We start from the raw sequence: 13,050 nt of genomic DNA, 5'->3' as shown, positions 1-13,050 counted from the left end.
CTGAAACTCAGTATGTTGTTTAAGAACTGAACAACATGGGGCTACCATGTCTTCTCATCGAATTAAGCAACAAAGCCTGTTGTTTTGTTCGAGTCATAAGTAAGAGTCCTGTTTATAGTTATGTACACAAACTTTGTGTGGGCAAATCTGACACAGAAGAGCACTCTCGAAAATCGAACAAGGAAATTTATGAGCGTTCGAGCACAAGTTTGTTAATGTCAAACTCGTTTTTTGTTAATTGGCGCATCATTTTGATCATTTCATCAGTAGGGTTAGTTTTTATCGCGCCATTTTCTAATCAAGAAAACCCTAATAAACTGAGCAATTGCTTATTAAACAAGGCATCATACGTTTTCATTTACCAACAACGTTCTTGACTCCGCTTGCACATCAGACCAGCTCGTTAGCGAATTTATTCCTGTTTTCATCGATTTACATGTAACAAATATGTGCCTAACCCTGTTAAATACCAGCAACATTGTTGGTTAATTTCTCCACACCCACACGAAACAATCACCAAAACTATCAATTTAACGCTCGTTCGCGCTTTTGTGAGCAATATATCGAACGTAAATGATAAAAAAAAACATACTAGTTGTAAGTTTATTAAAGTTGCATAAGGTAAAGGTCATGACGGCTTATCAACGAATGGAAACCGACGTTGTCATCATTGGCGGCGGCGCGACCGGCACAGGCATCATGCGAGACTGCGCATTGCGAGGCATCGCGTGCATTCTGTTAGAGAAAGATGACATCGCCTCCGGCACCACGGGTCGTAACCACGGCTTGCTGCACTCTGGTGCGCGCTATGCCGTCACTGATGCAGAATCGGCCAAAGAATGCATTCAAGAAAACCAAACGCTCAAACGCATCGCTCGCCATTGTGTGGAAGCGACTGACGGCCTATTCATTACCCTGCCTGAAGACGAACTCAGCTTTCAAGACACCTTTATTCAGGCTTGCGGCAATGCCGGTATCGAAGCGACCCGTTTAACGCCAAAAGAAGCACTCGCGCTCGAACCGAACGTGAACCCGGCGCTGATCGGTGCGGTGAAAGTGCCCGACGGCACGCTGGATCCGTTCCGTTTATGTGCCTCGAACGTCCTTGATGCCAAAGAGCACGGCGCGCGCATGTTCAACCGCACCATCGTCACCAGTTTGATTCGCCAAGGCGATACCATACTCGGTGTACGCTGTTTGCAATTGGGCACCAACCAACAGTTTGAAATCTTTGCCAAAGAAGTGATCAACGCCGCGGGCATTTGGGGACAACATATCTGCGAATATGCCGACCTCAACATCAAGATGTTCCCTGCCAAAGGCTCGCTGTTGATCCTCGATTACCGCATCAATAACTTGGTGATCAACCGTTGCCGTAAACCTTCCGATGCCGACATTCTGGTGCCCGGCGACACCATTTCACTTATCGGCACCACGTCCGAACACATTGATTACGACCAGATCGACAACTTGCACGTCACCGAACGTGACGTGGATGTGCTGTTGGCAGAAGGCGCGAAACTTGCGCCGATCATGGCCAATACGCGCGTACTGCGTGCCTACGCGGGGGTACGTCCTTTGGTTTCGGTAGATGACGATGGCAGTGGCCGGAATATCAGCCGCGGCATCGTTTTGCTCGATCACCAAGAGCGCGACGGCCTCAAAGGCCTCACCACCATTACCGGCGGCAAACTGATGACCTACCGCTTAATGGCGGAATGGGCGACCGACTTAGTGGCGAAGAAACTGGGCAACACTCAGGCGTGCGAAACCCACACGCGCCCACTGCCGGGGTCAAACGAAACGCCAAAAGCCATCAAGAAAACCGCCAGCATCGCCAAACCGGTGTATGAATCCGCCATTTATCGCCATGGTGAACGCGCCACGCAATTCTTGTCTGACGATGCCAAGAGCCAAGCGATTATTTGTGAATGTGAAATGGTCACTGCGGGCGAAATTGAATACGCGATTAAACAGCTCGACGTCAACAACTTGGTCGATCTGCGCCGCCGCACTCGCTTAGGCATGGGCCCTTGTCAGGGCGAACTGTGCATCTACCGTGCGGCCAGCCTGTTTTCCGAATATGGTCAGGTCGATGGCTGTCAATCGAGTGAATTGTTGGTCGATTTTCTAGAAGAGCGCTGGAAAGGCATCAAACCCATTTTCTGGGGTGATGCGCTGCGCGAAGCGGAATTCAGCTATTGGATTTACGAAGGATTACTCGGTGCCAGCGACCTGCCCCAGCCCGCTCAATCAGAACACCCTCAAGCAGAACAACAAAAACAGGAGGCGGAATTATGATGCATTATGATGTGGCCGTGATCGGCGGGGGCATTGCGGGTTATACCGCTGCAATTCGCAGCCTGCAAGCTGGCAAAAAAACCGTGCTCATCAATCAGGGTCAAAGCGCGTTACATTTCTCTTCCGGCTCCATTGATGTGCTGGCGAAATTACCAGATGGCAGCGCGGTCACCCACCCGTTTGATGCCCTCGACGCATTACAGCAACAAGCGCCGTCCCATCCGTACAACACGGTGGGTCGTAGCACGCTGCAAAAAGGGCTGGAATGGTTTCGTCAAACGCTCGCCACCGCGAACGTGCCGCTATCGCATCAAGATGATTTGGCCAATCACGGGCGCATCACGCCGCTTGGCACACTCAAAGCGACTTGGCTATCGCAGCCATTTGTTTACCAACACCGCCAAGAAGTTTCGTTTGAGCGTATTGTGGTGGTTTCGATCGATGGCTATCGCGATTTTCAGCCACAAATGCTGAAAGATAACCTTCACCAGCATCCCGATTTTCAAGGTGTGCCGATTCACACGGTCACCCTGTCGATTCCGGGGTTTGACGGATACCGCCGCAACCCAAATGAGCTGCGCTCAATCGACATTGCACGTTTGCTAAAACACGATGCCGCGTGGACCGCGCTATGCGATGGTTTGATGCGTGCAGCCAATCGCAACGACTTGGTGATCATGCCCGCGATCATGGGCAACGGCGATGGCCTAACGCTGCTAACGAAGCTACGCGACACCACGCAACTGCAATTTCACGAAGTGCCGACCATGCCACCATCGCTGCTGGGTATTCGCATTGAAGAGGCGCTCAGTCGCACCTTCCTGCTGCTGGGTGGCATTCACCTCAAAGGCGACAAAGTGGTCAACGGCACGTTTGACGGCGAGCGTCTGGTTAGCCTGCAAACGCAAAACCTGCGCGACATGGCCATCAGCGCTGACAACTACATCATGGCAACCGGCAGCTATTTCAGCCAAGGGTTGCATGCCGAGCAACACGCCATCCAAGAACCGATCTTTGGCTTGCAAGTGACGCATAAACCAGCACGCGTTGATTGGCGCAATCCGGCCTTCTTTGCCGACCGTTCACACCCTTTTATGGCATTCGGTGTCGAAACCAACGCGCAATTGAACCCACAGCGCAGCGGCGTCACCATTAAAAACTTGTACTGCTGCGGCTCCATGTTGTCGGGATACGATCCCGTGTTTGAAGGGTGCGGTGGCGGCGTCGCGATTGGCACCGCCTACCACGCCATCATGCAATGCCTAGAACCTCAATTGTCAGCGTCTCACCCTAACCCATTCGATCAGGAGGTGCTCGCATGAACGCGCCATTTTCAAAAGCTGCTCCTCTGAATACCAGCTTTGACCAATGTATTAAATGCACCGTCTGCACGGTGTACTGCCCCGTGGCAAAAGCCAACCCAGATTACCCAGGCCCGAAACAGTGCGGGCCGGATGGCGAGCGCCTGCGCATTAAAAACCCGGAATATTACGACGAAGCGCTTAAATACTGCACCAACTGCAAACGCTGCGAAACCGCGTGTCCTTCTGGGGTGAAAATCGGCGACATCATCGCCGTCGCGCGGGGTAAACATGGCAAGAAACCGCTCAATCCGAAACTGATGCGTGACTACGTGCTGAGCCACACCGACCTGTTCGGCTCACTGGCCACGCCATTTGCACCAGTGGTGAACTTCGCCACATCGATGCCATTGGTGAAAAAAATCATGCACAAAACCATCGGCGTGCATGACCACAAAGCGTTGCCGAAATACTCGCACGGCACGTTCCGTCGCTGGTTTAAACAAAATTGCACCAGCCAGCCGCTGTATCAGCGCCAAGTCACCTACTTTCATGGCTGCTACGTCAACTACAACCACCCACAATTGGGCAAAGATCTGGTGAAGGTGTTGAATGCGATGAATATTGGCGTGCGCTTGCTGAACAACGAGAAATGCTGCGGCGTGCCTTTGATTGCCAACGGTTTTCATGACAAAGCGCGTAAAAACGCATTGCTGAACGTGAAGAACATGGAAACTGCGGTCAATGAATATCACACCAAAGTGATTTCAACCTCCTCAACTTGCTCGTTCACGCTGCAACAGGAATACCCGCATGTGCTCGGCGTCGACAACAGCCAAGTGTCCAACGACATTGAATACGTCACGCGCTTCCTGCTGAAAGAGTTTATGAATGGCAATGCGCCGAAAATGAAACCGGTCAACCTCAAAGTGGTTTATCACACGCCTTGTCACTTGGAACGCAGTGGCAACGTGATGTTTACCATTGAGTTACTGCGCATGATTCCGGGCCTAGAACTGATTGTCCTCGATAGCGAATGCTGCGGTTTGGCGGGCACCTATGGCTTTAAAGAAGAGAACTATGACGTGTCGATGAAAATCGGCTCGCACCTGTTTGACTCGATCAAAGCCTCCGATGCAGATTTTGCGATCACCGACTGCGAAACCTGTAAATGGCAAATCGAAGAGAACACCGCGCTGGAAACCATTCACCCGGTCAGCTTGCTGGCGCAAGCACTGGCTTAGTCTTCCAACCCCAAAAAGGCGTCTTCAAAGAAAGTCGTTTCAACGCTCAACGTACAAAAAAGCGGGCATTGCCCGCTTTTCTTCTGTCACTTTCGCTTTTCGTTTGCTGCTGTCTATCGCACCACAGCATGGCGAAGGCTGTCGACCTAACGAATGGTCACGTCAGATAAGCGATACCAGCCCGACGCCTGCAACCCTTCATTGGCCAGATTCACTTCTGCCTCAGCATGGCGATCGACCAAAGCCAACTCAAGGTAGTAATGGCCGGTGGGGATCGTTTCAGGCAAAGTGAAACTGCTGGAGGTCGCGTGTTCACCCGGCAGCCAACGCATGACATCTGCGGTTGAGACGTTGAAAAACGCGGTTTCTTCGTCCTCATTCACCAATCGATACGCCAGATAATGGTGCTGATACGGTGGCGCGTTCCCTTCGTTCACAAGCAAGGCCTGAACCGTCATGGTCGCGCCCGGCGTCAATTCAGCAGGGTGCACCAGTGTGTCTACACGCAGACGATAGCCAATTTGAGCCAACGCATCGTCCAACAAATCACGATACTGAGTCGGCACCACGTGCGATTTCAGGTTCAATGTCGAAGCGTGCTGCGCAATCGCCCAATCCAAGCTTTCTGGTATGGCTACCAATCTGCAAAATCAGCTTGGAAAGGTTCAAGTCACCTAGAGTTGGAAAATTCGGACATTGCCCAGAGTTGGTTAAAAGTCGTTTTAATGGCGATGGCTATCACTTTTTTAAATCCACATGTATATCTGGATACGGTGGTGATACTCGGGGGCGTGACTGCTCAAATGGAACCTGATGAAAAACTATTGTTTGTTATAGGGGCACTGATCGCATCAGGGGGCTGGTTTTATGGATTAGTGTATTTGGCTAACAAGTTGATCCCACTTTTTAGTAAGCCAAGAACATGGCGAATTTTAGATTCTGCGATTTCATGCATCATGTGTGGTATTGCATTGAAGCTGGCAGCACCTTTGTTAAGCCAATACATATAGAGCGTCGCGATGAAGCTGCATTTCTATTAACTAAATTGCTCCTGTTAGATTGGACACTGAGTTTCCATACCAGAAGTTATTCGTCCTTTGCTAATTTAAGTAAATACTCTAAACCATTTCTGTCCATCAACGTGTCAGCTTGCTCTTAGCTGGCACGAAAATGCCCCTTTCCTTTTTAGAGTATTTGCCCCAAGCACAGTGACAGCCCCCATCTCGCATTAGGAAATATTATCCAAAATTGTCATTTCTAAAATTATCTAGTCATTCAAACAACCTATGGAGGTGGAGCATGGTAACTACTATTAAACAGAGAAGACACTTAGGACAAAAGAAGCCATTCAAACTCGAAGATATCTGGCGGATACGCACACGCCTTGAGATAGAGGGCATTTGATGGAGCTGGCGCTTTTAAAGCTCGCGATTGACAGTAAACTCCGGTCTTGTGACTTACTTAGAATGAGAGTTCGCTACATTTCGTCGTCAGGCATCATTCATCCCAGATTTCTGTTCATGCAATGCAAAAACGCATTTGGATGTTCAGTCGGAGAACACTGGGAAATCCTACCTGAATCTGCGTTGACGGTTGTTTAATAGCTTTGCCACAGAACGTGTTCTCCTAGAATTGGCCCACATTGCCGCCCGTGCGTGACCAGTTGCCACCATTACGCTTTGGCAATGTCAGAGAAGAGTACATATCTCCCTTTTCCATTTTGCTTGGCATGGTACATGGCACTATCTGCAGCATTAACCAATTCGCTAAATGTGACACCATCGTGAGGGAAAGAAGCCAAACCGATGCTTATACCGACGCAGACTGAATCGCCAAACACCTCTATGGGGGCGCTTACCGTGTTGATAATCTGTTGAATGTTGCGGAGCTGGCCGTATTCTGCACCGTGCAGCATGGCTAAAAATTCATCGCCGCCAAACCGTGCGAGTGAGTCGGTACTTCGTAAGCAAGATTTTATTCTGCCTGCTGTTTGTACCAAAACTTCATCACCCACGGTATGTCCATAGCTGTCATTAACGTGTTTAAACCCATCTAAGTCCATAAAAAGCACTGTCAGAGGCTGTCCCCCGCGTTCACTAAGCTTAATGGAGTTTTCTCCCATCGCTATGGCTGCGCGCCGGTTTAGCAAACCGGTTAGTTCATCCACATTAATGTACTTTGACTGCTCTGCAATTCTCTTTCTCACCACTTGAATGTCAAAGTGCTGGTTAATTACCCGATAGATAAGTGCTGTGATCAGTGCCCAGACGATCAATATTAACGGCCAATACCACGGCGACAATATCAAGCTATTGGGATGTTCAGCGATGGCGGGCTTGTGCAATATCGCCAGGTCGAGGTGCCCGTTACCAAAACTTTGTCTTCGAGCACCAGTATTGTCAGCGGTATCCAATAATTGGCTATTGCCAATGGTTGTATTTGCCGTGCTATCGTTGTCTGCAGTGAATCGCATGCCTATGTCATGGTCCTCCAATATGGACATCAACGCCGGAGATTGGATGACTCTTTCAATGTCTATCAAAACAATAACTTTGCTTTGCGCCAAGAGATGATAGCTATTCGAGGCAGATACAGTGGGATGGCTGAGGGCGACACCTAACACTTTAGGGGCGATGAGAAGTGCGCCTTGAAGTGACTCATTCCCGCTCGTTGCTGTGGTTAGGGTATTCAGCGATTCAAAGTAGCCCTTTACGCGATTTTCAATCTCAGCAGATTGGTGATAACGGTTAGTGAGATATATATTCTTTGCATCAGTCTCAACCCGAATGCCAAGCACTTCGGGCAACTCCTGAATCAAACTTTCTGAAAATCGCAAAAATGCGTTTTCATTGAGCGTGGAGGTGGAATCCACGTAGGCTTCAACGCTCTCCGCCACTATGGCATATTTCTGGACGTTCGCTGACACCAGGTTGAACCATTCTGAAGCAACTTCATCGTCATGAAGTTGCATTTTTTCTTGGTAACGATCCTCCTCATAACTGTTAAAAGCATAGGCGATGGCGAGCCCCACAGAGGAAATGGACAGCGCAATGTATAGCGCGAAAGGATTCGCTATCGAAGAGAGAGGTCGCGAGGAAAGGTGGGGTTGGCTTAAATAGGCGTAGAGCACACAGAAATACGAAGCCAAGCGGAAGACATGCCCAATCGCATTAGCCTGATCATACACCCCCACATACTGGGTAAAAAACAGCTCCGCCATAATGGTGAACAAAAAAGCCAAGCCGAAATACACGCGCTGCTTTCTGTTGTAGTGCTTGCGATGCAAATACAGGCCGCTCGCTGCCACCAAGATCAGTGCAATAACCACTAACTCTGCATAGATTTTGAAGGCGGTAAGACCCACGCCTTCAATATATGCATCAGGGAAGAGACTAAAGGGAGCAATGGAAAGGAGTACTAATACAGCCAACGTTACCAGTACTTTGTTTTCCCATCCCCGCCATCGGTAAGAAAAATGAATGTGAAAGAATAATGCGAGTCCAGCGGCTTCAAGAAGACGACCACCTATCCAATATTGTGTTGGAGGATTAGCAGAAAGCCCTTCGGCAAGAGGCATCCCTTTGTAGGTCAACATATGTGCGAAATCGAACAGACACACCCATAGATACAGACTGACGAGAAATGAGAATGGATCCTCAAGCCTTGGCATTAAGGCCCTTGTCTTGGCTGCCAGTCCAACAACAATGAGTGCGACAACGATAGTGAGGCATTCGATAATCGTATGAAAGTGGATAAAGCTAGTTAAAGAGAGCGCATACAGCTCAATAAATAGAAGCAGAAAAAAAGCAAATTTTGCCAACGTAGCAAAATGCTTTTTCATTAAACTGATGGCTGACAACATAAAGTCCATCATGAAAAGACTCACTGGAAATAAGCTTTATTTAAGTAAAGACTAATGTGTTGTTCGTATCAATGATGAGGTGTTGAAATTGTGACCATGTTGCTGTTATTTTGCACTGACATTTGAGTCTCAGATTTAGTTGAGAAATTAAGTACATCGGGTGGAAATTTACGTTTTTCTTGGTGGTGCTACTATTTCTAAACAGGTCTGAGCGTTTTGTTTGTTGTTATTTAGGTTCCTAACCAAATTTATCCGAAGCAAGTGGTTACCAACGCACTCGTCAGCTCACTTTTCTCGAGCTTGTAACACACATGAGCCCTTTTCCTGTCAAAGGCAATCGCCTTCTTTCGGCTCCGTTAGCAACCAATGCACTGGAACTACAAAGTCGCCTAGGGAATTTTCCCCAAACTCAACTTATCCGAAGCAAGCGGTAATGAAGAGAATCGCCAACTCACTTCTGTCCCCAAACGCGGTAGCAAGCCCATGCCATAATTCAAATCTGGATATGTGTCCTATCCTTTGGTAGTAGTAAGTCAGAGTTCAATTATGGGTACAACTAATTAGCGGGTTACACAGGAGTAGACATGAAAATTGTATCGATTGCTCAATATGCATGTAAAGAAGCTCCTGAGGGAAAAGCATTGACCATATTCAAAACACAAGATGGTTGGTATTGGCTGAAAGCATTGGTAGATATAGAAGGGTTTTCTACCCCCTTCAGTTCTGTGAATGAAATAGCGTTATCTCAAAATTTGTCTAACCTAAAATTGTTGATGGAAAAAGATGTCTCTATTGAAATTTAGGGATTAAAACCAACTAAATAGCTACCAACTTGATAGGAACTTCATCGTTCGACAATAGCTTTAAGGCGCTTCTGCCCCCAAGCTAGGCGTCGTGAGACGTCTCTGGACAAAAACATGTTAGCTGACCGCAAGAAAGCTACCTGTTGAGACATGTACATACAAGCCTCTCATCACAGATTTGTACATTTCTCCATATGGGGCGGATTGACTACCGTATTTTTCTTCATTTGTTCAGATTTTCTGGATACTCTTTCGTTAGTTTTCACTAAAGAGATGATGTTGTGAGTCTAGCCTTCCTTTAGGACTGTGGTTGTTTGTTAAAAAGCAAGGACGGTTTGGACTTTGTTGGCCTGACTTAGATGTGGATCTTACGATGGATGGAATTAAGAACCCAGAATAAATATCCTTTAAAATCTAAACATTAGAAATGCTGCCGTATAGAGGTCATAATGGTTGAACTAGCTGCTTGGGTAGTGGTTATTGCTGCTGCTATTTATGTATTACCTAGAGTATTAAATTTTCTTGTTTATTTAATTCCTTTGATTTTTGTTATCTATGGTGTATTTATCATTGATGGCGTAGATTTTAATTTACCAGATGGTATTAAGAGTTTTTTTGCTTGTGCTTTAGTGATTGCAATGCTTGGTATTGTAGTTGCAGGCATATGGTCTTTTATAAAAGGTTTCATTGAAAAGATACGAGAGCCTTAGCGTCAGTTTTACTGAACATAAATCACGTTGTGCGCACCAAAAATCCAGAGGCTGAGTAATCAGCCTCTTTTTCGTGTTCTAGCTCATAACGGGGCATACATGTTTTAGAGTGGATGTTCTAAGGCGCTTGTGTCCCGAAGTGACCTTGCCAACATAAAAAATCATTTTTACTGCATGATTGTTGTTGCCGTCACATGAGCAGGATTTGGGCAAATTCCGGTTATCTTCTAACATGTATGTTATAGCTGAAAACGATTTTGGGGCAAAGATAAGTTTGGCAGAGAAAGCCCAAGCTTAGTCTTCAGGCTTTATATCAAAACTCATAAAATGAAGCTTTGGATGCCTAAAACAACCCTAACTCACTTCAATTGCTGCCCGCACTAACACTTTTGTTTTGTATCGTAACTGATTTGCTTACTGACGTTCTTTAGTTGCACTCCTACCTTATTAAATGCCTTTTGAATAGTTGTGGAAACATGCTGGCGGCCCTCTCCTTCAAAAAAGTTAACTCGATCTTGCTTCGTTTCGAAGACGCAGACTATTTCTAAGCTTTGTGGAAAAGAAGAGAATTTGACGGTATGAGTCACCCAAAGAAAGCCATCGTAGCCTTTTAGCGTATCTTCACAAACTTCGGTCAACACTTCTCTAATTAGATTCTCGACCTTCTTATCTGATTTGCGCATAAATTAAACTTCATTCCTATCTAACGCCTTTAATTAGGTTTCAGTGTACATTGTCTTAAACAGTATTTGGCAGTGGTATTTAGTCAATAGCCTGTAGATGAGGTTATTCGCACGAAGATTTACCGACCTACTCGCTTCGAACTACATCTTACGCTGTTAAAAATAAGCGCTTTGCAACTCTACAAAACGCTTCTAACTTATTAGATTATTTTAAGTGTGTTTCAAGGAATGCAGAAACCTTGTCCATTGCAATGCCGACTGCTTCTGGATGGTCATACAGTTCATAGTGAGACCAATTTTCCAAATTAACCAGCTGTCGGTCTTTTGATTGAACAGAGCGGCCATAAATTTCCTGCCCATCACGATAAGCACCAAACGCCCCGACTTTTTGCCCTACCACGGCCATAACAGGCTGAGTCAATAACGTTTCGGCAAATGCAAAGGCATCCCAGCTCAGTGTTTTCTGTGCATGTGAAAACAGCATACGAGTTGCACCACCTTCGGTTTGTCCACGTGATGTTTTGTAGTATTCAGTAGCTTCGAACACGTCTCGTTCTGTTAATCCATTTTCTTTTGCAAATTCAATATTTGGAGGAAGAAGTTCATCGATTTTCAGCTCTGAGCCGCGAGCTTCGGCTGTTCTCTGTGCAGCCATAGCTTCAAGATTGGCGATAGGGTCGTACATACTAAAGCCTTCACGGAACAAGCGGCCTAAGTTAACAGGCGTAATACCTACGACAGCTTTCAAGCGCTTTTCGGTTAGGGCTGAATTGATCATGTAACCACCACCGCCGCAGATACCGAGTCCACCAATTCTATTCTCATCGACATATGGTAAAGTTACTGCATAGTCGATAACGCGACTGATATCTTCAACACGTTGACTTGGGTCTTCTACGTAGCGAGGCAATCCTCCCGATTCTCCTTGGAAGCTCGCGTCAAATGCGATCACGACGTAACCTAACTCAGCAAGGGCTTTACCATAGACAGCGCTGGATGTTTGTTCTTTACAACTACCAAAAGGATGAACACTTATCATTGTTGGGTAGCGTTTCGATTCATTGAAGCCTTCTGGGAATAAAATTAATGCAGACATATCCCAAGACATATCAGCATTTCTAAAAGTGATTTTTTGCATATTCATAATCAATACCTTAAGAGTAAAAAGCCTTGAGAGCAGAAAGGCTCGAAGCAATTGAGCCTTTCATCGGGAATATTAAAGAGTGCGTTGGAAGAAAGATGCGAGTTGGGATACTGCGTCATCGACGTATTCGGCAACATCATAAAGCGACATATGGTTTGCACCATCAATGGCATACAAGGTTTTATCTGAACTCGCAGCACGTTCTATCAGGTCATCACTCATCCATTTGCTGCCTGCGTCACTACCAACGACAGCAAGAATTGGCTGAGTTAGGAATGCTTCCGCTTTGTGGTACGCATCGTAAGTAATGATCTGATTTAAGTTACGAGTTAGAGCAAAACCCGGCGCATTTGGATGTTCACAACGTGGTGTGTGGTAATACTCCCAAGCTTCGCGTAGTTCTGCATTTGAGGCATCTTCTTCACGCATCGGAGCTAGAGGAATAGTCGCGAATTCTGTACCATTCGTGTCGGTTGTGCGAGCATTCGAACCAAATTCTAAGTAACCAACAGCGTCAGCATCGTTAACCGAATTATCCCAACCATTACGGAACATTTGGCCAATGTTTACGGCACTAACCATACCCAGTGCTTTGATTCGACGATCATTGATCGCTGCATTTGCACTATAGCCCGCACCAGCACAAATCCCCATTGCGCCAATTTTATCGTTATCGACGTACTCTAACGTTGTCAGATAGTCGACGACTGCGCTCACGTCTTCAGTACTCGTGTAAGGGTTTTCCATTTGGCGAGGCTCACCTGTACTTTCACCTTGATACGAACGGTCAAACGCAATGGCAATTATGCCGCTTTTTGCAAGTTTACTCGCGTATAGGCCTGCGGTTTGCTCTTTTACGCCACCACCTGGGTGTGAAACAACAACCACCGCATATTGTTTACTTGCATCAAAATCTGTAGGGAAGTTGATAACCGCTGAAATCTCAATACCTTGACCATTGAGATTTTTGAAAGTGACTTTAGACATAGCGACATTCTCCAT

Annotated in this window: 11 protein-coding genes; 6 read left to right on the top strand and 5 right to left on the bottom strand. The window is 46.7% G+C overall.

Annotation, left to right across the window (positions count from 1 at the left end; translation table 11 throughout):
• Positions 1-630: 630 nt before the first annotated feature.
• Genes glpA through glpC form a run of 3 tightly spaced genes read left to right on the top strand, consistent with a single transcriptional unit; the run spans position 631 to position 4,846 of the window.
• Entirely contained in the window at positions 631-2,301 is a 1,671-nt protein-coding gene (glpA, locus tag R8O11_RS12115; RefSeq protein WP_025594253.1) for an anaerobic glycerol-3-phosphate dehydrogenase subunit A, read from the top strand.
• Complete coding sequence (gene glpB, locus R8O11_RS12110; RefSeq protein WP_014257458.1) at positions 2,298-3,623, top strand: glycerol-3-phosphate dehydrogenase subunit GlpB; 1,326 nt, start codon at positions 2,298-2,300, stop codon at positions 3,621-3,623. The genes glpA and glpB overlap by 4 nt, the downstream gene beginning before the upstream one ends.
• Positions 3,620-4,846 carry an anaerobic glycerol-3-phosphate dehydrogenase subunit GlpC gene (gene glpC / locus R8O11_RS12105; protein ID WP_004726856.1) on the top strand — a complete coding sequence of 409 codons (1,227 nt, stop codon included), beginning with the start codon at positions 3,620-3,622 and terminating at the stop codon, positions 4,844-4,846. Before glpB ends, glpC begins: the two co-directional genes overlap by 4 nt.
• 146 nt (positions 4,847-4,992) lie before the next feature.
• Here glpC and R8O11_RS12100 read toward each other — a convergent pair whose 3' ends face one another.
• The gene (locus tag R8O11_RS12100) at positions 4,993-5,466 is read right to left on the bottom strand and encodes a DUF4832 domain-containing protein (RefSeq protein ID WP_025594143.1); all 474 of its coding nucleotides are present in this window, start codon (positions 5,464-5,466) and stop codon (positions 4,993-4,995) included.
• Between R8O11_RS12100 and R8O11_RS12095 the strand changes: the two genes are divergently transcribed.
• Complete coding sequence (locus tag R8O11_RS12095) at positions 5,443-5,856, top strand: LysE/ArgO family amino acid transporter (RefSeq protein WP_025589760.1); 414 nt, start codon at positions 5,443-5,445, stop codon at positions 5,854-5,856. The two genes, R8O11_RS12100 and R8O11_RS12095, sit on opposite strands and share 24 nt — an antisense overlap.
• Positions 5,857-6,518: 662 nt before the next feature.
• Here R8O11_RS12095 and R8O11_RS12085 read toward each other — a convergent pair.
• Positions 6,519-8,720 carry a GGDEF domain-containing protein gene (locus tag R8O11_RS12085; protein WP_318058206.1) on the bottom strand — a complete coding sequence of 734 codons (2,202 nt, stop codon included), beginning with the start codon at positions 8,718-8,720 and terminating at the stop codon, positions 6,519-6,521.
• A gap of 572 nt (positions 8,721-9,292) precedes the next feature.
• Between R8O11_RS12085 and R8O11_RS12080 the strand changes: the two genes are divergently transcribed.
• Together R8O11_RS12080 and R8O11_RS12075 are read left to right on the top strand one after the other, a co-directional pair.
• Positions 9,293-9,511 (top strand): hypothetical protein, encoded by a 219-nt coding sequence (locus R8O11_RS12080; RefSeq protein WP_318194188.1) that lies wholly within the window; start codon positions 9,293-9,295, stop codon positions 9,509-9,511.
• 449 nt (positions 9,512-9,960) lie between these two features.
• Positions 9,961-10,221: a hypothetical protein gene (locus tag R8O11_RS12075; protein WP_318194187.1), complete on the top strand. Its 261-nt coding sequence runs from the start codon at positions 9,961-9,963 to the stop codon at positions 10,219-10,221.
• A gap of 380 nt (positions 10,222-10,601) precedes the next feature.
• Here the strand turns inward: R8O11_RS12075 and R8O11_RS12070 are convergent, their stop codons facing one another.
• The 3 genes from R8O11_RS12070 to R8O11_RS12060 all read right to left on the bottom strand — a co-directional run bounded on the left by R8O11_RS12070 (position 10,602) and on the right by R8O11_RS12060 (position 13,035).
• Positions 10,602-10,904 carry a Fis family transcriptional regulator gene (locus tag R8O11_RS12070; RefSeq protein ID WP_318194186.1) on the bottom strand — a complete coding sequence of 101 codons (303 nt, stop codon included), beginning with the start codon at positions 10,902-10,904 and terminating at the stop codon, positions 10,602-10,604.
• A gap of 205 nt (positions 10,905-11,109) precedes the next feature.
• Positions 11,110-12,048: an alpha/beta hydrolase gene (locus R8O11_RS12065; RefSeq protein WP_017635745.1), complete on the bottom strand. Its 939-nt coding sequence runs from the start codon at positions 12,046-12,048 to the stop codon at positions 11,110-11,112.
• 72 nt (positions 12,049-12,120) lie between these two features.
• Complete coding sequence (locus R8O11_RS12060; protein ID WP_054579644.1) at positions 12,121-13,035, bottom strand: alpha/beta hydrolase; 915 nt, start codon at positions 13,033-13,035, stop codon at positions 12,121-12,123.
• Positions 13,036-13,050: the final 15 nt, after the last annotated feature.

The organism is Vibrio sp. 1288, from assembly GCF_033344475.1.
Note: the sequence above shows the minus strand (reverse complement) of the source record. Positions and strands in the feature narration are given on the sequence as shown.